Below are 20759 nucleotides of genomic sequence, written 5' to 3' on the forward strand. Positions count from 1 at the left end.
ACTATCGATGCCAACAATGGTCATGGCATCTGCGGCAGTTCGTTGGGGCGCAGGTCGAACACCAGCACCTCGGCGTCTTCGCCGTGGCTCAGGCGAATCTCGCGCTCGTCCCGTACCCGCACACCGTCGCCTTCCTGCAAACGCTGGCCATTGAGCTCGACGCTGCCGCGCGCCACATGGATGTAGGCGTAGCGATCCGGCGCCAGGTCCAGTTGCGCGCTTTCATCGCCATCGAACAACCCGGCGTACACCCGTGCATCCTGGCGAACGTTCAACGAACCGTCGGCGCCATCCGGCGAGATGATCAACTGCAGGCGTCCGCGTTTTTGCGCTTCACTGAAGTGCTCCTGCTGATAGCGCGGCTTGGCCCCGGCTTCGTTGGGCACGATCCAGATTTGCAGGAAGTGCACGCTCTGGCGCTGGCTGTGGTTGAATTCGCTGTGGGCGACGCCGCTGCCGGCACTCATCAGCTGCACATCGCCGGGACGGATCACCGAGCCGGTGCCCAGGGTGTCCTTGTGTTCCAGGGCGCCTTCGAGCACATACGAGAAAATTTCCATGTCGCGGTGCGGGTGCTGGCCGAAGCCTTTGCCGGCGGCGACGCGGTCATCGTTGATCACCAGCAGGTCGGAAAAACCCTGCTCCTTGGGGTTCCAGTAGTTGGCGAAGGAGAAGGTGTGAAATGACTTCAACCAACCGTGATTGGCGGCGCCGCGTTCGGAAGCTTTGCGAAGGGTCAGCATGGTCCAGTCCTCAAGTGAGCGCGGGCTGCGAAATGCAGGGCGCTTGCGTTGAGAAGAAGGTTAATGGTTAACGGATAATTCATTAAGAAGATGGAATCTGAATAACTGTCATATCTGGGTTGACAGTAAAGTCATGCCATAATGCGCGTCGCCTTTCTACTTGATGGACATTCCCACCTATGAAAACCGTGGCCATGGCGCTGTTCCCGGACTTCCTGCTGCTCGACATGGCCGGGCCGCTCGAAGTGTTCTCGATTGCCAACCGCTACCTGCCGGCGGCCGACCACTACCGCATCCTCACCATCGGCACCGAGCCCGGGCCGTTGCGTGCCTCCAATGGCGTGATGGTGCAGACCGACCTGCTGCTGGAGCAGGCCCAGGCGAACTACGACTTGCTGCTGGTACCGGGCGGCCCGGGTGCCTATAACGAATGCCATCCTGCGCTGCTGCCCTGGCTGAAGGCGGTGGCGCCACAGGCCCGACGTTTCGGTTCGATCTGCACCGGCGCCTTTGTGCTCGGGCATGCCGGCTTGCTTGACGGGCACCGCGTGACCACTCATTGGCACTACACCGAGCGTCTGATCAAGGCGTTCCCCCACGCCATGGTCGAGACCGATCGCATCTACCTGCAGGACCGGCGGCTGATCACCTCGGGCGGGGTCACTGCCGGTATCGACCTGGCCCTGTCGATCGTCGCCCAGGACCATGGCAAGCAAGTGGCGGTGGACGTGGCCAAGGTGTTGCTGGTGGTGATGAAGCGCCAGGGTGGCCAGGCCCAGTTCAGTCCGATGACCGCTGCCGTGGCGCCCCAGGAAACCGCAATCACCCGTGTGCAGCACCATGTGCTGGCGCATCTCGACCAACCCTTTACCATCGAGTCCATGGCCGAGCTGGCCGGCATGAGTGCGCGCCACTTTGCGCGACTGTTCGCCAAGGAAGTGCAGATGACACCCATGGCGTTCCTGCAAGGCGCGCGCATTGACCGTGCGCGGCAGTTGCTGGAAACCACCGATTTACCGCTCAAGACCGTGGCCTTCCACGCCGGCTTCGGCAGCGTGCGGCATATGCGCTTTTTGTTCAGTGAAAAGCTCGGCCTGAACCCTACCCAATACCGACAACAGTTCAGTTAACGACACAATGTCCGTCTGAGGCACCCGATTGTCCGTATCGCTCCCCGTGCCGGGATTGTCCTGTCATCCTCAGCTGGCAAGATAACGTCGAGCCCACGGAAAAGGATGCGCAGGCACTCAAGCACGGGTGTTTCAGCGCGGTTACGGACATGAATGATTCTGCGGCGGTGAGCTTCGGCCCCTACACCTTTCATCGGCACCAGCGCCTGGTCAGCAAGGCCGGTTGGCCGGTGCCGCTGGGCGGGCGGGCGCTGGATATTCTCGCGGTGTTGCTGGAAGCGCCGGGGCAATTTATCAGCAAGGCGACCTTGATCGAGCGGGTCTGGCCCAACAGCGTGGTCGAGGACAATAACCTGCGCGTGCACATTGCCGCGTTGCGTCGCGCCCTCGACGGGCAGCGTGTCATCCTCAACCACCCGCAGCGTGGCTACTGCTTCGCCGCGCCCGTGCAAGGCACACTGCCGACGGTGCCGGCACAGCACAACCTGGTGGCACGGCTCAGCCCGGTGCTCGGTCGCGATGAACTGGTGGCTGTGCTGGTGCGCCGCATCGCCGGGCAGCGCCTGTTGACCCTTACCGGTGTTGCCGGCATCGGCAAGAGTACGCTGGCCCTGGCCCTCGCCGAACGCATGGTGCCCCGCTATCGCGATGGGGTGTGGTGGGTCGACGTGACCAGCCTGCAAACCCCGGGCGAACTGCTCGGCCAGCTGGCCACGGTATTACAGCTGGACCCCGCCGACAGCCTCGACGAGCTGGCCCGACAGTTAGCCTCGCGCCAGTTGTTGCTGGTACTCGATGGGGCCGACCTGCTGCTCGGTGCCTGTCGCACACTGGTGCGTACATTGGGCGAACGGGCACCCCAGGTCAGCGTGCTGATCAGCAGCCGCGAAGCTTTGCTGGCGCCTGGTGAATGGGTGGTGCGCGTGCCACGGCTGAGCGTGCCGTCACCGTCAGCGTTGGCCAGTGTCGAGCAGGCCATGGCCTGGCCTGCGGTGCAACTGTTCGTCACACGGGCACGCGCCAGTCAGCAGGGTTTTGCGTTGCGGCCTCAGGAGTTGGCGCCGTTGCGTGAGATTTGCCGGCGGCTGGACGGCATCCCGTTGGCCCTTGAACTGGCCGCCGCCCAGGTCGACGCACTCGGCATCGGCGGTGTGCAGCAGCAATTGTGCGTGGGCTTGCACGGGCTGAGCCGCGGTCGTCGCACCGCGGTGGAACGCCATCGTTCATTGACCGCTGCGCTGGACTGGAGCTATGCGCGCCTGAGCCTGCCGGAATGCTGGCTGTTCCTGCAGCTGGGCTTGTTCAAGATGGCGGTGACCCTGCCCACCTTGAGCGAAATGGTGAGCGGTACCGAGCTTGAACACGCCGACCTGGCTTACCTGCTGGCGCGTCTGGTGAATATGTCGCTGCTGAGCGTCGAGCCCGGCCTGGGCCCGACGCGCTATCGCCTGTTCAACTGCGTGCGCAGCTACGCCTTGGCGCAACTGCGCGACCCGCTTCAGGTAGCGCGCTTGCAACAAGGCTACGGCGAGTGCCTGGGCGCGTTTTCAGGCCGGCCGTTTGTCCTGCAACTCGTCGAGCAGGCGGCGTACGCGCAGTAGATCCTGGGTGGCGAAGCCTTCGGTAAATCGAGTGTAGAGGGGGTTCAGCAAGTCGATGGCTGCCTGCTTGCGTCCTTGCTGTTGCCACAGTTGCGCCAGGGAGCCCGCACACCGCAGCTCCCAGGCCAGGGCGCCTTGCTGGCGCGCCAGGTCGAGGGCTTCGAGCAGCAGCGTCTGCGCGCCCTGGGTATCACCTCGCAGCGCTGCCTGCCCGGCATAGACCCGCAGGATCTCCGGGGCACACCAACCCGCCGCGCCACTGCGCGCCCGTTCGAGACCTGGCTCATCGACGTGCTGCATGCCGAAGGTGACCAGGGTGTCCTCGATCAGCCCCAGGCCCTGTAAATCCCCGTTGCACAGGATGCCGGCGTAATGCCCGGCCCAGGTCTGGAACAGTTGCACCGAATGCGTGTGGGACTGCTCCAGCAGCAGGCTTTGCAGGGTTTGCGCATCGTCTTCGGCACCGTTGAAGCGGGCGATCACCACACCGGCCAGGGCCAGGGTGTAGCAGATCGACGTACCGTGGTTGATCTGTAGCGCCAGTTCCAGTGCCTGGCTGGCGGTGCGCCAGGCGCGTTCGGGAAAGCCTTGCAACCAGAGGATTCGCGCCAGCACGGTCAGGGACGCGACGCTCTGGTCGTATTGCACGCCGACGCCATGGGCGAAGCGGTTCACGTGGGCGCTGTGGCTCATGCGCTGCAGCACCTGCTCGGCCTGCTGTCGGGCCAGCGCCTGATGGCCGGTGTAATGCTGGGCCAGGGCGCGCAAGCGTTGGGTGCTCAGGTCCAGCAGCGGCTCGGTGCGCGGGTCGAGGCGATCGAACTGCCTGCTCTGTTCCAGCGCTTGAACATAGCGCCCGGCGCACAGGTTCGCCGCCATGTGCCCGGAGACCGCACGCAACTGGCCGGCCAGGTCCTGGCGCTCTTCTGCCAGGCGTGCGGCTCCGACAAACGCGGCGATGGTCTGGGGCGCGGCGCCCACGGCGTGGTAGGAGAGGCTGCCCAGGGCCAATTGCAGCTGCAGGGCCAATTGCGTGCAGGGCGCTTCGACCCGATCGATCAGCGCCAGTGCCTTGTCCACATAGCCGGCGTGCTCGCGCAGCAGCGACAGTTCCTGCCACAGGGGCATCGCACTGACCGTCAGCCGGATCGCCAGTAAGTGCCCCGCAGTGTCGGCAAAGCCCCAATCGAGGGCGGCGCGCACGTCTTCACGCAGCGGGGCGTAGCGGTCTATCCAGGGCTGTGTGGCAATCAGTTCCCAATCGCCCTGGGCCTGTTCCATCAGGGCCAGGCAGCGTGCCGCGTGGCGCTCGCGGGTGGCTTGCAGCTCGCCGGCGAGGCTGAGCTTTTCCAGGGCGTAGGTGCGGGTGATATCGAGCAGGCGATAGACCATCTCGTCCTCGCTGGCGTCCACGTTCAGCAACGACTTGGCCACCAGTTGCGTGATCGAGCCCAGCACTTCGGTGGGGGCTATATGCTCCCCGGCGATCACCGCCGCCGCGCTGACCAGGCTGAAGCCGCCGCGAAACACCGCGAGCCGGCGCAGGCAGATTTTTTCGCAGTCGGTGAGCAGGTCAAAGCTCCAGTCGAGCGTGGCCCGCAGGGTCTGCTGGCGGGGCAGGGCGCTGCGCCGCCCGCGCGTCAGCAGGCGAAAGTTGTCTTCCATCTGCACCAGCAGGCCCGCTAAGCCAAAGCGCTCGATCTGCGCGGCCACCAGCTCGATGGCCAGGGGAATGCCGTCCAGGCGCTGGCAGATATCGATCGCCAGCGGCAGTTCGGCGTCGCTGAGGGCAAAGCTGTCTTGATGGGACATGGCGCGTTCGATCAGCAGCTGCATGGCCGGGTAACCCAGGGCCTGGGCGCGGTTGCCGGTGGCGGGCGGGCAAGTCAGCGGTTCGAGGCGTTGCACGTATTCACCTTCGGCGCGCAGGGCTTCGCGGCTGGTGGTGAGGATGTGCAGGTGCGGCGCATGGCGCAGCAGGGTTTCGCTGATCAGGGCGATGTCGTCGAGCAAGTGCTCGCAGTTGTCGATCACCAGCAGCATCTGGCGTGCCTGCAGGCTGCGGGCAACTGCGGCCAGAGGCGCATGCTCGCCAGGCGGGACGCCCAGCAGGGCGGCGAGGTTGGGCAGGATCATCGAGGCGGCACTGAGCGGCGCCAGGTCGAGCAGGTGGATGCCGTCGCGGTAATGGCCGATCAGCAACTCCGCCGCGCGCAGGGCGACGGTGGTCTTGCCGATGCCGCCGGCACCGGTGAGGGTGATGAAGCGTTGCTGCGGCAATTGCTGCACCAGCGCGTCGATCAGCGCCTGGCGGCCGAGCATGCGCGTGCGCCGCAGCGGCAGGTTGTGGCTTGGGCGTGGGCGCCCGCCGTCGGTGGGTAGCGTCATCGGTTCGATGCTCAGTGGCGCGACAAAACTGTAGCCGCGCTGGGCGACCGTGACGATATAGCGCTGCCCGGCCTGGCCGTCGCCCAGGGCCTTGCGCAACGCGGCCATGTGCACCCGCAGGTTGCCGTCTTCCACCACGCTTTTGGGCCAGACCCGTGCGATCAGCTCCTGCTTGCTCACCACATTGCCGGCGTGCTCGAGCAGGATCAGCAGAATATCCACCGCCCGCCGTCCCAGGCGCAGCGGGCGACCGGCCTCCAGCACCAGGCGCTCACGCGGATGGATGCGGTAAGGGCCGAAGTGCACGGCCTGGTCGCTCAAGTCATTCATGGCTGCACAGGTTCAGGAGTCGGGGGAGGGGCCAGCATATTCCAGGTGCATCAAGACCACTAGGCTGCGATCACCTCGGGTTTGGGACGCGAGTGGTGGTTTCGCCAGGTCATCGGGTTCACGCCTTCGCTGCGGGTGAACATATGGCAGAAGTGCGCCTGGTCGCAGAAGCCACATTCCAGGCTGATTTGCGTGAGGCTCAGGGACGAGCCGGTGATCAGTTCCTTGGCGCGCAGGATGCGTTGCTGACGAATCCATTCCTGGGGCGATACCCCGGTGGAGCACTTGAATGCGCGGGAAAAATGGCTGCGCGACAAGGCGCATGCCTGGGCCAGCTCGGCGATGCTCAGGCTTTCGCCGAGATTGGCGAGAATCAGTTGCTTGGCGATACGCTCGCGCCGGGGGCATAGGCCTCCGGTGGCGGATAAACGAGGGGCATATTGCTCGAGTCGGGCCATGACAAATATCCGCAGTCGATGGGAGCGTTCCCGGTGAATGGATGCAGTGTAGACGCCGCTTATCTTGTTGCCGGACCGCCTGGCTGACGAGTTAATCGTTGTTAATTTCGCCAGGTTCGGGCGGGGAAAAGACAGCACAGGTATGCAATCCAGAGCGTTCCGGGCATGCTTTCCTGACCCTCTGCACACCGTTTGGATACCGCCATGAACCGCAACGACCTGCGCCGCGTCGACATGAACCTGCTGGTGATTTTCGAAGCGCTGATGTTCGAGAAAAACCTGACCCGGGTCGCCGAAAAACTCTTTATGGGCCAGCCGGCGGTGAGTGCGGCACTGGGCCGCCTGCGCGACTTGTTCGACGACCCGTTGCTGCTGCGCAACGGTCGCGGCATGGAACCCACGCCACGAGCGTTGGCTATACTCAAGGAACTGCAACCGGCCATGGACACCATTTCAGGCGCCGTCAGCCGCGCCAAGGATTTCGACCCTTCCACCAGCTGCGCGGTGTTTCGCATCGGCTTGTCCGACGATGCGGAGTTCGGGTTGTTTCCGCCATTGCTCAGTCGCCTGCGCGAAGAGGCGCCGGGCATCATCGTGGTGGTGCGCCGGGCCAACTTCCTGCTGATGTCGTCGCTGCTGGCCAGCGGCGAAATCTCGGTGGGGGTGAGCTACACCACGGAACTGCCGGCCAATGCCAAGCGCAAGAAGCTGCGGGACATTCCCTGCAAAGTGCTGCGCGGCGATGATGGCGAGGCCCCACTGACCCTCGACGATTATTGCGCCAGGCCCCATGCGATGGTGTCGTTCTCGGGCGACCTGAGCGGCAATATTGACCTGGACCTGGCACGCATCGGCCGCTCGCGCCGGGTAGTGCTGGCGGTGCCGCAGTTCAGCGGGCTGCGTGCGCTGTTGGCAGGCACGCAGATCATCGCGACCGTGCCGGATTACGCGGCCTGCGCCTTGACCGAAGGCACCCGCCTGCGGGCCGAAGACCCGCCGTTCGCGATTGATGCGGCAGAGCTGTCGATGGTGTGGAGCGGGGTGCATGACAATGACCCGGCCGAGCGCTGGTTGCGGGGAAAGATCGCGGAGCATATGGCCGAAGGGGTTTAGCGGTTCAGCCCTGGGGCCGAAGGCGTTTTAACCTGGCCGGCCTCGATGTACAGCAAAGTCCTAACGGTGCGCACGCTTTTTCCGGCTGCCCGCTTGGGGTTGGCCCGCCTACCATGGGTCAACTTTCAAGCAGGAGCTGGTAACGACTATGTATATCTCTCAGAAGCCACAGGTTATTGCACCGGTTACACCAGAGCCGCGTCATGACGCGCCCGCATCGACGTCGCGGCATCCGGGGCAAATACCCGAAAGCGATGATCGCCCCGCCTCGGGCGCTGGCCTCGCGCGCTCAACCGGCTCTGTTGTCTCCAGGCAGGCGGCAATGCCAGTGACTGTCGAGACTTCAAAGCTGGACAGGGTGAGCGATCCGCGTCTGGAGGTTAAGAAGGAAGCTTCAGCGCCCAATGGGATGTACCTCGTTTCTTACTCGGTTCCGGGATCAGGCCAGGGGGTGAGCAACATTACTTTCCCCATCAGTATCGGCGCCGGCACTCAAAGAACCAGTAGCGAGCCTGCGGGGATTTATTACGCGATGCAGTTCGGCATTAATGACGAGCAGGGCAATTTCCTCGGCGGCGGGTATATCGGGCTGCAGCCACGGGAGGACGGCAAGGCGCGGGTGCCGTTTTCCGGGTTTGGGTCGCACTTTACCGCGCCACACGGCAGTTCCGACGCGGATGGTGGCCCAGGGGCGAGCAACAGTACAGCGGTGGATTTCAAGTTCGGTCATAAATACAACCTCACCGTGGAGCAAGACCCGAAGAATCCGCTGCGGCTGAGCGGGTACATCCAGGACGTCACGGACCCCGAAAAATTGGGGCCCAAGCAACATGTCAAAGACCTTTACGTCGATCGCAAGGTTAGCTTGACCACACGTTTTAGCGGGTTCGTCGAACACTATGGCAAGGAGATCGATCGCAGTTCGCAGATTGCGCCGACTGCAGGCAGTTTTTCTGCGCCCTTCACGACGGATGACCAAGGCAATATCAAGGTTGGTTCAGTCCAGAGCGACGGCTTGTATGGTCGGTTCCGCAATTCGATCACAGGCGATCTGGAAGTGACTCGGATGAACGGCGAGGGTAAGGAGCTCAAGTTCTCGTTCCAGGGCGTCGGTTACCAAAAGCCAAGCTGAGCGTTGCGGGGAGGGGCCCGCACGGGCTCCTCTCGTGCCTCCAAACCACCGGGGCAAACAGCACATACATTCAATTCTCCACCGCCATTGCCCAGCAAACTCCCCCCATCGCTCAATGCACCGGGGGGAAACACCCAATCATGGACCCAACACCTAACACCAGCCCCGACGAAGTCGTCACGCTGGTCGTCAAGCACCGGGTCAAGCCCGGCCGCGAAACCGAGTACGAAGCCTGGCTGCGCCGCATCGTGCGCATCGCCGGTGAACGCCCAGGCCACCTTGGCGTCGACGTAGTGCGCAGCCAACAGGGCGGCATGGCGCTGTTCACCTGCGTACTGCGCTACCGCTCCACCGACGCCCTGGAGTTGTGGCTCGAGTCGCCACAACGCCGGGCCCTGATCGATGAAGCGGCGCCAATGCTGGCCGACGGCGACCAGACTGAAATCGGCGGCGCCAATGAATTCTGGTTCGCCCCCCAGGCCGACGGCGCGGCCAAGCCGCCGCGCTGGAAACAGGCGGTGGTGAGCCTGTTTGTGATCCTGCCGCAAACCCTGCTCCTGCCGTTTATCTGGGGGCCGGTCCTGCGGTTGCACCCGTTTTTATCCAACTACGTGGTCTCCACCTTCCTGGTCACCCTGACCATCGTGCTGCTGGTGGTTTACCTGCTGATGCCGGCCGCCACCCGCCTGTTCGCTCCCTGGCTTGAAGCCTCTGAAAAGGAAACCCTATGAACGCCGATCTGATTCTGTTCAATGGCCAGTTCCACACCGTGGACCGGGAAAACCCACGCGCCACCGCCGTCGCCATCCGTGACGGACGCTTCGTCGCCGTGGGCACTGACGGTGAAGCCATGGCCCTGCGCGGCAGCGCCACCCAGGTCATCGACCTCAAGGGCCGCACCGTGATTCCCGGCCTCAACGACTCGCACCTGCACCTGATCCGTGGCGGGCTGAACTACAACCTCGAGTTGCGCTGGGAAGGCGTGCCGTCCCTGGCCGATGCCTTGCGCATGCTCAAGGACCAGGCCGACCGCACCCCCACGCCGCAGTGGGTGCGCGTGGTGGGCGGCTGGAACGAATTCCAGTTTGCCGAAAAACGCATGCCGACCCTGGAAGAGCTCAACCAGGCCGCGCCGGACACCCCGGTGTTCGTGCTGCACCTGTACGACCGCGCCTTGCTCAACCGGGCCGCGTTGCGCGTGGCCGGTTACACCAAGGACACGCCGAACCCACCAGGCGGCGAGATCGTGCGCGACAGCCAAGGCAACCCCACCGGCATGCTGGTGGCGCGCCCTAACGCGATGATCCTTTATTCGACCTTGGCCAAGGGCCCGAAACTGCCCTTGGAATATCAAGTCAACTCCACCCGCCAGTTCATGCGTGAACTCAATCGCCTGGGCCTGACCAGCGCCATTGATGCCGGCGGCGGTTTCCAGAACTATCCCGACGACTACGCGGTGATCGAGCAACTGGCCAAGGACCAGCAGTTGACGGTGCGCATCGCCTACAACCTGTTCACCCAGAAGCCCAAGGAAGAGCTCAGCGACTTCAAGAATTGGACCGGCAGCGTCACCCTGCACCAGGGCGATGACTACCTGCGCCACAACGGCGCCGGCGAGATGCTGGTGTTTTCGGCTGCCGACTTCGAAGACTTCCTCGAGCCGCGCCCGGACCTGCCGCTGACCATGGAACAGGAGCTGGAGCCGGTGGTACGCCATCTGGTGGAACAGCGCTGGCCGTTCCGCCTGCACGCCACGTACGACGAGTCGATCTCGCGCATGCTCGACGTGTTCGAAAAGGTCAACCGCGACATACCGTTCAATGGCCTGCCGTGGTTCTTCGACCACGCCGAAACCATCACCCCGAAAAACATCGAGCGCGTGCGCGCCCTGGGCGGCGGCATTGCGATCCAGGACCGCATGGCGTTCCAGGGCGAATACTTCGTTGAGCGTTACGGTGCCAAGGCCGCCGAAGCCACGCCGCCGATCAAGCGCATGCTCGCCGAAGGCGTACCGGTAGGCGCGGGCACCGACGCCACGCGGGTGTCGAGCTACAACCCGTGGACCTCGCTGTACTGGATGGTCAGCGGCCGCACCGTCGGTGGCCTGGAGCTGCACGCCGAGGGCTTGCCGCGCCTCACCGCGTTGGAACTGTTTACCCACGGCAGCGCCTGGTTCTCGTCCGAGCAGGGCAAAAAAGGCCAGATCAAGGTCGGCCAACTGGCAGACGTGGCGGCGTTGTCGGCAGATTTTTTCAGTGTCGATGAAGAAGCCATCAAGTGGATCGAATCGGTGCTGACCGTGGTCGGCGGCAAGGTGGTCTACGGCGCCGGTGACTTCGAAGATTTCGCGCCACCGCGCGTTCCGGTACTGCCGGACTGGTCGCCGGTGGTCAAGGTACCCGGGCACTGGCGCCCCAGCTCACCGCTGCAAGCTCAAGTTCACCAGTGCAGCGGCCCGTGTGGCGTGCATTCCCACAGCCATGAAAAAGCCCGTCTTTCCAGCGTGCCGGTCAGCGACTTCCAGGGTTTCTGGGGTGCGTTTGGCTGTTCGTGCTTTGCCTTCTGATTGTCACTACCCAAAGGAGTTACCCGCATGACTTATTCGCGCTTGAACAAAGATGATGCTGTTGTACTGCTGGTCGATCACCAGACCGGCCTGATTTCGCTGGTGCAGGATTTCTCCCCCAACGAATTCAAGAACAACGTACTGGCCCTGGCCGACGTGGCGAAGTTCTTCAACCTGCCGACCATCCTGACCACCAGCTTCGAAAGCGGCCCCAACGGCCCGCTGGTACCGGAACTCAAGGCGCTGTTCCCGGACGCGCCGTACATCGCCCGCCCTGGTCAGATCAACGCCTGGGACAACGAAGAGTTCGTCAAGGCTGTCAAGGCGACCGGCCGCAAGCAGATCATCATTGCCGGCGTGGTGACCGATGTGTGCGTCGCGTTCCCGACCCTGTGTGCCCTCGATGAAGGCTTTGAGGTGTTCGTAGTCACCGACGCCTCCGGCACCTTCAACGAAACCGTGCAACAAGCCGCCTGGGCGCGCATGACTGCGGCCGGTGCGCAGCTGGTGAACTGGTTCGCCGTGGCCTGCGAGCTGCAGGTTGACTGGCGCAACGACATGGAAGGCCTGGCCAACCTGCTGTCGCCGCGCATCCCCAACTACCGCAACCTGATGAACAGCTACTCGGCGTTCACGGCCAAGTAACTCGTCCTCAAACCTGTCGGTAATCCATGTGGGAGGGGGCTTGCTCCCGATAGCGGTCTATCAGTCAGCTTATTTGTAGCTGACCGACCGCTATCGGGAGCAAGCCCCCTCCCACATTTGCCTGTGTTCACATTTTGATTTGTGGTGCTGCGACCAACCGGTTATAAAACAGCCCATCGTCCACCGAGAAGCGACAATGAACCCTTTCGAAGACATGCGCCTGTTTTGCCAGGTCATGGAATCCGGCAGTTTCACCGCCGCCGCCGAGCAACTGGGCCTGTCCAAGCAGTTTGTCAGCCGCCGTCTGATCCAGCTCGAGGATCGCCTCGGCGTGCGCCTGCTCAACCGCTCCACGCGTCGCCTGGATGTCACGCCACTGGGCCAGAGTTACTACGAATCCGCCTTGCGCCTGCTCAGTGACGTGGAGCAAGTGGAGCAGGGCATCGCCGGGCAGAACAGCGAACCGCGCGGCACTATTCGCCTCAGCGCGCCGTTGTCGTTTGCCATGGCGCATCTGGGTTGCCTGTTGCCGCTGTTCTTGCAGCGCTATCCCGAGGTGGCGGTGGAGGTCGACCTCAGCGACCGCCCGGTGGACCTGATCGGCGAAGGCTACGACCTGGTGCTGCGCATCGGCACCCTGGAAGACTCCACCTTGATCGCCCGGCGTATCGCCAGCATCCCACGGGTCTACTGCGCCAGCCCTGACTACCTGGCCCTGCGCGGCACACCGCAAAAGCCCGATGACCTCGCCGCCCACGATTGCCTGCCCTACGGCCACGGCCGCCACGTGCAATGGCGCTTCAAGGGCAAATTGCAAGCGCTGAACGTGAGCGGGCGCATGCGCGTCAATAACGGCGATCTGCTGCGTGACACCGCGATTGCCGGCCTGGGCGTGACCTACCTGCCGACCTTTATCGTCGGCGACGCGTTGAAGGACGGCCGCCTGGTCAGCGTACTGGACGCGTTCGCCCCCGAAGCCCTGACCCTGTCGGCCGTGTACCCCCAGCATCGGCAGAGTTCGCGGCCGGTGCAGGCGTTGGTCGAGTTCCTGCGCGAACGCCTGGCTAGCGGCTGCTGAACAACTGACGGATCAGGCTGGGCGTGCTGCCGGTCCAGCGCTTGAACGCGCGCCGAAAGTTCGCCGCATCGTTGAAGTTCAGGTACGCGGCGACTTCATCGTTGCTCAAGCCTTTGACCTGATACAGGTGCAACGCCATGTGCTTGCGTACCCGGTCCACCTGTTGCTGAAAGCCGGTGTCGTGCTTGTGCAGCTTGCGCTTGAGGGTCGCCGGGCTCATGGCGAAGGCCAGTGCGGCCTGTTCCAGGCTCGGCGGCTGGCGTACGTGCTCGCGCAGGTAGTCATGGAGGCAGTCGAGAAAGCTGGCGGCAAAGCCCAACTGGTCGATCTGCTCGCGGGCGTGCTGGCGCGCCACCTGGCCTGCCGTGGCCGAGGCACCGGGCCAGGCGCGGGTCAGGTACTCGCGCGGCAGGCACATCATGTCCAATGGACGTTCGAAGCGCGTGTGTTCGCCCAGGTGCACCCAGTATTGCTCCACATAGCGCGGCTCGGCGTGGCTGAAACCGCACACCCACGGCAGGCGCTGGCCGCTGAGCCATTGGCTCATGGCCACCAGCGAGGTCATGCTCGCCTCCAGCACAAAGCGCCAGTGCTCGCCGGCGCCGCAACTGTCCCGCCAGTACAGGTAGGCATGGTGCTCATCCAGCTCCAGGTTCAACGTAACCAGCGGGCTGAGCAGCACCTGTTGCTGGATCAGGATCTCCAGCGCCTGGTGCAGATTCTGCGCATGCCCCAGTGCATGGCTGGCCGCGCCATAGTGGCCGGGCAGCAAGCGTTGGCCAAACAGGAAACTGCTGTCATCGGCGTCCAGCAGTTTGCGGCTGTTGCCGATCACGTCGAGGAACTGCCGGGGGCTCAAGCGCGCGTTGCCGGCCAGGATGTCTTCGTGGAACAGCCCGGTGCCGCGCAGCAGGCGATGGCTATCGATGTCCCGGGACAAGGCCAGGTCGATCAACGTGGCGGGCTGGTAATGGCCGGGAATGAAGCGGCTGTCGCTTTCATACCAACTGGCTTTGACGGCCATCTCAGGCGCTTTTCGCAAGGGGTTGCTTGGCCCGCGCCAGCGCCAGGTTGAGGCGCCTGAGCAAGTCGTGGGGCGGCTCGTCCAGGGCCATTACCACCGCCGTGGTCGCCGCCAGTTGCAGGCGCTCGCCCTGCAGCCGGGTTTTGTGCGCCAGGCTCTGCACCGCTTGCTGCAACTCCAGCGCCAACCCCTGAGCCTGGCGCTCGCCGGTGTTGGCCAGCAGCACCACAAAGCGGTCGCCGGCCAGGCGGCACAGCAGGTCCTGGCGGCGCAGGTTGAGCAACAGCACATGGCTGACCGCCTGCAGTACCGCATCGCCCTCGGCATGCCCGTAGGCCTGGTTGATGGCGGCAAAGTGGTCCAGGTCCAGGGCCAGCAGCGACAGCGGTTGCTGCTGGTCGCGGCTGTCGTGCAGGCTGCTTTCGAGCTGGCGCTTGAGGTAGTCGGCACCGGCCAGGGGCGTGAGTTTGTCAAACAGCCGATGCTCGCGGAACAGGCGCTCGCGCTTTTCCATCTGTGCGCTGATCGCCAGTTGTTCGCGATGCCAGTGGTAGATGCCGATCGTCAGCAGGATCATGCCCACCGGCATCGGCCCCGACTCCAGCCAGTGGTCCCAGGTGATGCTGTCGGGCAGGCGAATGAACTCGTCGAGGCTGTCGATCCACCAGGAAAAAAAGATGCACGACAGGCCCAGCGCCAAGTAGTTGGTGACCCGCCCGGCGGGGCGGCTTTTCAGCACCAGGCCCAGCCATATCAACGCGAGCAGCGCCGAACCGCCTTCACCGACGATATCCAGCCACACCCACTCACTGAGGCTTTTGAGCTCGCCGCAGGCCAGGTGCAGGATCAGCCCGAGGTTGGCGGCGATCAGCAGCAGGGCGAGCTTCCAGCGATGGGGTTTGAGCACGCAGAACATGGGGCGGGTCCCTCGGTGATCCAGTCGTGGGCGCCAGCACAGCAGATGCATGTGACGGTTGGATGACGGTGGGGGAGGGTCGGATCAGCTCACGTCAAAGGGCGATGAAAATCAAAATGTGGGAGGGGGCTTGCTCCCGATAGCGGTATATCAGCCAGCCTATTTGTCGCTGACCCACCGCTATCGGGAGCAAGCCCCCTCCCACAGGGGAACTGCTGAGGTCATATCAGCTCATTTCAGGCCGAAAACCTTTGCTAACCCCCGGTTTACGGGCCTTCACACCGAGTTCTGTCACAGAACCGTCATCCCCCACCCCTAGCTTGCCCTCCCAGTTGCCGGGCCCCTTGCCTGGCGCCAACGGATTCTTGGGGAGGGTTTCATGTACAAGCGCACCGGGCTCGTCAGCTTTACGCTTACCGCCTTGGCCCTGGCGATCACCTGCGAGCGGCTCAACGCTGCCGAGACCGAGCATGTCGAGGTGGTCGGCCAGGCCGCCGCCATCGGCAGCGCACTTAAGGAGCAGCGCAGCTCCGACAGCATCAAGAGCGTGGTGCATGCCGACGGCGTGGCGCAGTTGCCGGACGAGAACGTCGCCGAAGCGGTGCAGCGCCTGCCTGGGATCAGTGTAGAGCGCGACCAGGGCGAAGGCCGGTTCGTCAGCGTGCGCGGCCTGGGCCCGGACCTCAACAGCGTGACCATCAACGGCACCCTGGTGCCGTCGCCCGAGAGCGAGCGCCGCGCCGTGGCCCTCGACGTACTGCCCTCGGAACTGGTGCAGTCGCTGTCGGTGATCAAGACCCTCACGCCGGACATGGACGCCAACTCCCTAGGTGGCACCGTCGACGTGAAAAGCCTGTCGGCGTTCGACCACAAGGGCCTGTTCTATACCGGCAGCACCGAGGCCAGCTATGACAAGAACACCGCCCAGACCAGCCCGAAATTCTCCGGCGCCGCCAGCAACCGCTTCAGCCTCGGCGACGGTGTCGACAACTTCGGCGTGGCCGCGGCCCTCAGTTGGCAGCAGCGTGATTTCGGCTCGGACAACGTCGAGACCGGCGGCGCCTGGGATTTCAGCAACGGCGCCAGGCTCAACGAGTTCGAACAGCGCGACTACGACATCCGCCGCGAACGCGCCGGTGGCGGGCTGAACTTCGACTACAAGCCCGATGACCTGAGCAGCTACTACCTGCGCACCCTCTACAGTCGCTACAAGGACACCGAAACCCGCAACGCCGCCAGCCTCGAATTCGCAGACCCCCAGGCGCCCGGCGAACTGGGTGAGGCCGAGGGCAAGCGCAAGCTGAAGAACCGCGAAGAAACCCAGCAAATCCAGTCCTACGTGTTCGGCGGCGAACGCATGCTTGGCCTCTGGACCTTGAGCGGCCAGGCCGGCTACAGCCGCTCCAGCGAAGACAGCCCGGCGCATATTGCCGGGGCCACGTTCGACGGCGGTGACTTTGCCGACAGCGGCTTCTACGACACGGCCAAGCCACGCCCGATCATCGGCAGCGGCTTCTACGACCCCGGCAATTTCACCCTCGACAAGGTCGACTGGGAAAAACAGCACACCCAGGACACCGAGAAAAACCTGCGCCTGGACCTGGCCCGCGACTATGACCTGAGTGGCTACGCCTCCCAGTTCAAGTTCGGCGGCAAGGTCAGCCGGCGCCACAAGGACAACGACCTGGAGGCCTGGGTCTACAAGGACCTGGATGAACAGGGCTTGACTGACGAACAGCTCAACCTCAGCCAATTCCAGAAGGGCAATGTCGACTACCGTCTCGGCCGTTTCGGGCCGGGCATCAGCGCGGGTAACATCCGCCAACTGATCGGCGGCCTCAACCGCGATGACTTCTACGACCCCACCGAATCCCGGGTCAACGACTTCACCATCCACGAAGACATCAACGCCGGCTACCTGATGAACACCGTCGATATCGACGACTGGCGCTTCATCGCCGGGATGCGCTACGAGGGCACCGAGTTCGAGGCCAAGGGCACCGGCGCCACGGACGCCCAGTTCAGCGCCACCGAGACCAAACGCCGTTATCACCACTGGCTGCCGGGCCTGCATGCGCGCTACCAGATCGACAAGAACACCCAGGTGCGCGCTGCCTGGACCAAATCCGTGGTGCGCCCGACTTTTGGCCAGCTGGCTCCCGGTTTCGTGATCGACGATGACGAGGCCACCTTCGGCAACCCGGACCTCAAGCCTCTGGAGTCGAGCAACCTGGACCTGGGCATCGAACACTTCATGGGCCGCGCCGGTACCGTGTCGGCGTTCGTGTTCTACAAGGACATCCAGAACTTCGTCTACAACACCGACGTCGCCGGCACCGGCGCCTGGGCCAACTTTGCCGAGGCGCACACCTTCGCCAACGGCGACAGCGCCAAGCTGTATGGCCTGGAACTGGCCTACTCGCAAAAATTCGACTGGCTGCCCGCACCGTGGAACGGCCTGCTGATCGGCGCCAACAGCACCTTCAGCCGCTCCAGCGCGGATATCGAGGGCTTCGACAGCGCCAGCGGCGGTAACCGCAAGCGCAACATCAGCCTGCCCAATCAGTCGGACACCGTCGGCAACCTGATGCTGGGCTGGGAAGACGACAGGCTCAGCCTGCGCGTTTCGGCCAACTACAAGTCGGCCTACCTGTACGAGCTGGCGTCGATCAACGACAAAGCCCACGACCTGCATGTGGATGCGCAGACCTTCGTCGATTTCAGCGCGCGCTATTCGCTGAGCAAAAACCTGCAAGTCAGCTTCGAGGCGCAGAACCTCACGGATGAGTCGTACTTCGTCTACACCGGCCACCGCAGCTACAACGGCCAGTACGAGGAGTACGGGCCTACTTACAAGCTGGGCCTTACCTTCACTCATTTCTAACCCACACCTCGGTCGAAATGTGGGAGGGGGCTTGCTCCCGATAGCGGTGTGTCTGGCAGCACATACATTGACTGAACCACCGCCATCGGGAGCAAGCCCCCTCCCACATTGGATCTTCATCGTATTCGAAGGATTTGCCTGTTCATGAGAGTTTCCAAGCTGTGTCTGCTGATCGCCCTGATCACCAGCGCCAATGCGTTCGCCATCGACATGACCCCGTGGGCACCCAGCCTGAATGCCGAAGCCGTGGTCTTCCTGCCCAACGCCAATGAACGCCTCGCCGCCAGCACCCGCGATGGCCTGTTGCTGCTTGACGATAAAGGCGCCGAACTGGCCCGGTTCAAGGGTCATTTCAGCAGCCTCGACACGCGCACCGTCGGCACTCAAACGCTGGTCGCCAGCCTCGACAACGATCGCCAACAGGCCTTGCTGATCAGCCTGGACAGCGCCGGCAAAACCTGGGGCAAACCTTTGTACCTGCCGACCCGCGATTACCCGGTGAACGGCCTGTGCCTGTACCGCGATTCGGCGGCCAACCTGTTTGTGTTCCTGGTGGGCGAGGAGGGCAAAGGTGAGCAATGGCTGGTGGGCAACGGCGCGACGCTGCTGGCCCAGGCGCAGCGTGTACGCGGGCTGCCGCTGCCGCCATCGGCGCAGTTCTGCCAGGTGGACGATGCGGCCGCGCGCCTGGTGGTGAACGAGGCCAATATCGGCTGGTGGGCCTACCCGGCGCACCCGGAAGCCGCGGTGAAACGCACGCCCGTGGCGCTGTTCGATGACCCTGCGCGCGAAGCCGGCGCCATGGCGCTGGTGCCGGGTGGAATGGTGGCCCTGGACCCGAAAACCACGCAATTGCATCTGTTCCAGCAAGCCGGCGAACGTTGGGTCGAGCAGTCGAGTCTGGCCTTGCCGGGCCTCAAGGAGCCGGAGCAACTGGCGATCCACGGCCGGCAGTTGCTGGTGCGCGATGACGACAGCGGCCAGCTGTATCAGGGCCGCCTCGACTGGCAGGCCACGCCGGTGCCGGCTGCCCCGGTGTTGCCCCACGTCGCCGCAGTGCGCCAGACCGAACCGGTGAGCCGCCAGGGCGATGCGGCGGATGATCCGGCCATCTGGATCCACCCGCACACCCCCGCGAAAAGCCGTGTGCTGGGCACCAACAAAAAACAGGGCCTGCTGGCCTACGACCTCAACGGCAAGCTGTTGCAGGAACTGGTCGTGGGCCGCCTGAACAACGTCGACGTGCGCCCCAACTTCAAGCTTGGCGCACAGACCGTCGACCTCGCCGTCGCCAGCAATCGCGATCGCAACAGCCTGAGCCTGTTCAGCATCGACCGGCAGAGCGGCGAGCTGCAGGCAGCCGGCGAAGTGCCGACGCCGCTCAAGGAAATCTACGGCATCTGCCTGTTCCAGCCCGCCAGCGGCGAGCTCTATGCGATCGCCAATGGCAAGGACGGCACCTTCCTGCAATACCGCCTGAGTGCGCCGGCCGGGCGTGTGCAGGGCGAGCTGGTGCGCCAGTTCAAGGTCGACAGCCAGCCGGAAGGTTGCGTGGCCGATGATCAACGCCAGCGCTTGTTTCTCGGGGAAGAAGACGTCGGCGTGTGGGCGGTGGATGCCCGCGCCGACCAGCCTGCCACCCTGACCAGCGTGATCAAGGTGGGCGCGCAGTTGCATGCGGACGTCGAGGGCCTGGCGCTGTATCAGAGCCCCGCGCGGGATTACCTGGTGGTCTCGAGCCAGGGCAATGACAGCTACCTGGTGCTCGACGCCGAACCGCCGTTCGCCGTGCGAGGGGCGTTTCGCGTCGGCTTGAACGCCGCCGCCGGCATCGATGGCGCCTCGGAAACCGACGGCCTCGAGGCCACCGCCGTCAACCTGGGTGGGCCGTGGAGCCAAGGCATGCTGGTGGTGCAGGACGGGCGCAAGCGCATGCCCGAGCAAGCCCAGAACTTCAAGTTCGTGCCCTGGGCCGAGGTGACTCGCGCATTGAAATTACCTTGAGCTGTCATCACCCAGTCACGCGTTTTTAATCGAATAGGAGCTTCACCATGCATGCGACGATGGAACATATGACGATCTGGAGCTTGATCAGCGACGCCAGCCTGTTGGTCAAGGCGGTCATGGTCACCTTGCTGTTGGCATCCTTGATCAGTTGGTACCTGATCATCCGGCGCAGCAGTGTGCTGCGGCGCCTGGAGCGGCAGTTGCACGCCTTCGTGGTGCGCTTTCGCGCCGCATCGGATCTGCAACCGCTGTATCGCGACGCCGTGCAGGCGGGCGAGGGCGGTGTGGCGCCGATTTTTATCGCCGGCCTGCAGGAATACCAGCACCTGCACCACCACGATCCCGCAGTGCTCGAAGGCGTGGAGCGCGCCTTGCAGGTGGCGATCACCGAGCAGGAGCTGGAGCTGGAAAAGGGCCTGCAATTTCTCGCGACAGTGGGCTCGGTCAGCCCCTACATCGGCCTGTTCGGCACGGTGTGGGGCATCATGAATTCCTTCCTCGGTTTGTCCCAGGTGCAACAGGCCACGCTGTCGACGGTGGCGCCGGGCATCGCCGAAGCCTTGATTGCCACGGCCATCGGCCTGTTCGCGGCGATCCCGGCGGTGATCGCCTATAACCGCTTTGCCGCGCGCAGCCAGAACCTGCTCACCCGTTACTACGCCTTCGGTAACGAACTGCAAGTGCGCCTGCACCGCGCCCTGCGCGGTACCCCGATCAACCTGGCCGTGGCCGCCTGAACAAGGA

16 protein-coding genes are annotated in these 20759 nt (G+C 64.0%); 11 read left to right on the top strand and 5 right to left on the bottom strand.

Translation table 11 applies throughout. The features are described from left to right. Nucleotides 1-20: 20 nt before the first annotated feature. Entirely contained in the window at nucleotides 21-743 is a 723-nt protein-coding gene (locus C4J92_RS11920) for a pirin family protein (protein WP_124403967.1), read from the bottom strand. A gap of 179 nt (nucleotides 744-922) precedes the next feature. On the opposite strand from C4J92_RS11920, the gene C4J92_RS11925 reads away from it, so the two are divergent. Together C4J92_RS11925 and C4J92_RS11930 are read left to right on the top strand one after the other, a co-directional pair. Then, nucleotides 923-1873, top strand: coding sequence for a GlxA family transcriptional regulator (locus C4J92_RS11925; RefSeq protein ID WP_124403968.1), 951 nt, complete (start codon nucleotides 923-925; stop codon nucleotides 1871-1873). Nucleotides 1874-2022: 149 nt separating this feature from the next. Then, complete coding sequence (locus C4J92_RS11930) at nucleotides 2023-3474, top strand: winged helix-turn-helix domain-containing protein (protein WP_124403969.1); 1452 nt, start codon at nucleotides 2023-2025, stop codon at nucleotides 3472-3474. On the opposite strand, the gene C4J92_RS11935 is transcribed toward C4J92_RS11930, so the two are convergent. Both C4J92_RS11935 and C4J92_RS11940 read right to left on the bottom strand, forming a co-directional pair. Next, nucleotides 3421-6192 carry a winged helix-turn-helix domain-containing protein gene (locus tag C4J92_RS11935; protein ID WP_124403970.1) on the bottom strand — a complete coding sequence of 924 codons (2772 nt, stop codon included), beginning with the start codon at nucleotides 6190-6192 and terminating at the stop codon, nucleotides 3421-3423. The two genes, C4J92_RS11930 and C4J92_RS11935, sit on opposite strands and share 54 nt — an antisense overlap. A 59-nt stretch (nucleotides 6193-6251) precedes the next feature. Then, a complete protein-coding gene (locus C4J92_RS11940; protein ID WP_124362564.1) occupies nucleotides 6252-6650 on the bottom strand; it encodes a helix-turn-helix domain-containing protein in 399 nt (132 codons plus the stop codon). 204 nt (nucleotides 6651-6854) lie between these two features. Between C4J92_RS11940 and C4J92_RS11945 the strand changes: the two genes are divergently transcribed. The 6 genes from C4J92_RS11945 to C4J92_RS11970 all read left to right on the top strand — a co-directional run bounded on the left by C4J92_RS11945 (nucleotide 6855) and on the right by C4J92_RS11970 (nucleotide 13184). Beyond that, nucleotides 6855-7763 carry a LysR family transcriptional regulator gene (locus C4J92_RS11945; RefSeq protein ID WP_124403971.1) on the top strand — a complete coding sequence of 303 codons (909 nt, stop codon included), beginning with the start codon at nucleotides 6855-6857 and terminating at the stop codon, nucleotides 7761-7763. Between the two features lie 148 nt (nucleotides 7764-7911). Further along, a complete protein-coding gene (locus C4J92_RS27215; protein WP_256657479.1) occupies nucleotides 7912-8895 on the top strand; it encodes a hypothetical protein in 984 nt (327 codons plus the stop codon). A 140-nt stretch (nucleotides 8896-9035) separates the two neighbouring features. Further along, nucleotides 9036-9626: an antibiotic biosynthesis monooxygenase gene (locus C4J92_RS11955; RefSeq protein WP_124366795.1), complete on the top strand. Its 591-nt coding sequence runs from the start codon at nucleotides 9036-9038 to the stop codon at nucleotides 9624-9626. Beyond that, on the top strand, nucleotides 9623-11461 hold the full coding sequence (locus tag C4J92_RS11960) for an amidohydrolase (RefSeq protein ID WP_124403972.1): 1839 nt from the start codon (nucleotides 9623-9625) through the stop codon (nucleotides 11459-11461). Before C4J92_RS11955 ends, C4J92_RS11960 begins: the two co-directional genes overlap by 4 nt. Before the next feature lie 27 nt (nucleotides 11462-11488). Further along, entirely contained in the window at nucleotides 11489-12106 is a 618-nt protein-coding gene (ycaC, locus tag C4J92_RS11965) for an isochorismate family cysteine hydrolase YcaC (RefSeq protein ID WP_057722054.1), read from the top strand. A gap of 196 nt (nucleotides 12107-12302) precedes the next feature. Beyond that, nucleotides 12303-13184 (top strand): LysR family transcriptional regulator, encoded by an 882-nt coding sequence (locus C4J92_RS11970; RefSeq protein ID WP_124366798.1) that lies wholly within the window; start codon nucleotides 12303-12305, stop codon nucleotides 13182-13184. On the opposite strand, the gene C4J92_RS11975 is transcribed toward C4J92_RS11970, so the two are convergent. Both C4J92_RS11975 and C4J92_RS11980 read right to left on the bottom strand, forming a co-directional pair. After that, a complete protein-coding gene (locus C4J92_RS11975) occupies nucleotides 13171-14208 on the bottom strand; it encodes an AraC family transcriptional regulator (protein ID WP_124403973.1) in 1038 nt (345 codons plus the stop codon). The genes C4J92_RS11970 and C4J92_RS11975 overlap by 14 nt on opposite strands. Nucleotide 14209: 1 nt before the next feature. Further along, a complete protein-coding gene (locus C4J92_RS11980; protein ID WP_124362570.1) occupies nucleotides 14210-15124 on the bottom strand; it encodes a GGDEF domain-containing protein in 915 nt (304 codons plus the stop codon). Between the two features lie 379 nt (nucleotides 15125-15503). On the opposite strand from C4J92_RS11980, the gene C4J92_RS11985 reads away from it, so the two are divergent. The 3 genes from C4J92_RS11985 (at nucleotide 15504) to tolQ (ending at nucleotide 20752) form a co-directional block, all read left to right on the top strand. Further along, nucleotides 15504-18008: a TonB-dependent receptor gene (locus C4J92_RS11985; protein WP_124403974.1), complete on the top strand. Its 2505-nt coding sequence runs from the start codon at nucleotides 15504-15506 to the stop codon at nucleotides 18006-18008. A 144-nt stretch (nucleotides 18009-18152) separates the two neighbouring features. After that, entirely contained in the window at nucleotides 18153-20012 is a 1860-nt protein-coding gene (locus tag C4J92_RS11990; RefSeq protein ID WP_124403975.1) for a phytase, read from the top strand. A gap of 47 nt (nucleotides 20013-20059) precedes the next feature. Next, nucleotides 20060-20752 carry a protein TolQ gene (tolQ, locus tag C4J92_RS11995; RefSeq protein ID WP_124403976.1) on the top strand — a complete coding sequence of 231 codons (693 nt, stop codon included), beginning with the start codon at nucleotides 20060-20062 and terminating at the stop codon, nucleotides 20750-20752. Nucleotides 20753-20759: the final 7 nt, after the last annotated feature.

The organism is Pseudomonas sp. R3-18-08 (assembly GCF_003852065.1).
GTDB lineage: Bacteria > Pseudomonadota > Gammaproteobacteria > Pseudomonadales > Pseudomonadaceae > Aquipseudomonas.

What these genes read in the sequence shown, in the direction of transcription:
- C4J92_RS11940 (WP_124362564.1), bottom strand. Translation starts at nt 6,650, where the DNA reads ATGGCCCGACTCGAGCAATATGCCCCTCGTTTATCCGCCACCGGAGGC.
- C4J92_RS27215 (WP_256657479.1), top strand. Translation starts at nt 7,912, where the DNA reads ATGTATATCTCTCAGAAGCCACAGGTTATTGCACCGGTTACACCAGAG.
- ycaC (WP_057722054.1), top strand. Translation starts at nt 11,489, where the DNA reads ATGACTTATTCGCGCTTGAACAAAGATGATGCTGTTGTACTGCTGGTC.
- C4J92_RS11960 (WP_124403972.1), top strand. Translation starts at nt 9,623, where the DNA reads ATGAACGCCGATCTGATTCTGTTCAATGGCCAGTTCCACACCGTGGAC.
- C4J92_RS11970 (WP_124366798.1), top strand. Translation starts at nt 12,303, where the DNA reads ATGAACCCTTTCGAAGACATGCGCCTGTTTTGCCAGGTCATGGAATCC.
- C4J92_RS11980 (WP_124362570.1), bottom strand. Translation starts at nt 15,124, where the DNA reads ATGTTCTGCGTGCTCAAACCCCATCGCTGGAAGCTCGCCCTGCTGCTG.
- C4J92_RS11935 (WP_124403970.1), bottom strand. Translation starts at nt 6,192, where the DNA reads ATGAATGACTTGAGCGACCAGGCCGTGCACTTCGGCCCTTACCGCATC.
- C4J92_RS11930 (WP_124403969.1), top strand. Translation starts at nt 2,023, where the DNA reads ATGAATGATTCTGCGGCGGTGAGCTTCGGCCCCTACACCTTTCATCGG.
- C4J92_RS11925 (WP_124403968.1), top strand. Translation starts at nt 923, where the DNA reads ATGAAAACCGTGGCCATGGCGCTGTTCCCGGACTTCCTGCTGCTCGAC.
- C4J92_RS11975 (WP_124403973.1), bottom strand. Translation starts at nt 14,208, where the DNA reads ATGGCCGTCAAAGCCAGTTGGTATGAAAGCGACAGCCGCTTCATTCCC.
- C4J92_RS11945 (WP_124403971.1), top strand. Translation starts at nt 6,855, where the DNA reads ATGAACCGCAACGACCTGCGCCGCGTCGACATGAACCTGCTGGTGATT.
- C4J92_RS11990 (WP_124403975.1), top strand. Translation starts at nt 18,153, where the DNA reads ATGAGAGTTTCCAAGCTGTGTCTGCTGATCGCCCTGATCACCAGCGCC.
- C4J92_RS11985 (WP_124403974.1), top strand. Translation starts at nt 15,504, where the DNA reads ATGTACAAGCGCACCGGGCTCGTCAGCTTTACGCTTACCGCCTTGGCC.
- C4J92_RS11920 (WP_124403967.1), bottom strand. Translation starts at nt 743, where the DNA reads ATGCTGACCCTTCGCAAAGCTTCCGAACGCGGCGCCGCCAATCACGGT.
- C4J92_RS11955 (WP_124366795.1), top strand. Translation starts at nt 9,036, where the DNA reads ATGGACCCAACACCTAACACCAGCCCCGACGAAGTCGTCACGCTGGTC.
- tolQ (WP_124403976.1), top strand. Translation starts at nt 20,060, where the DNA reads ATGCATGCGACGATGGAACATATGACGATCTGGAGCTTGATCAGCGAC.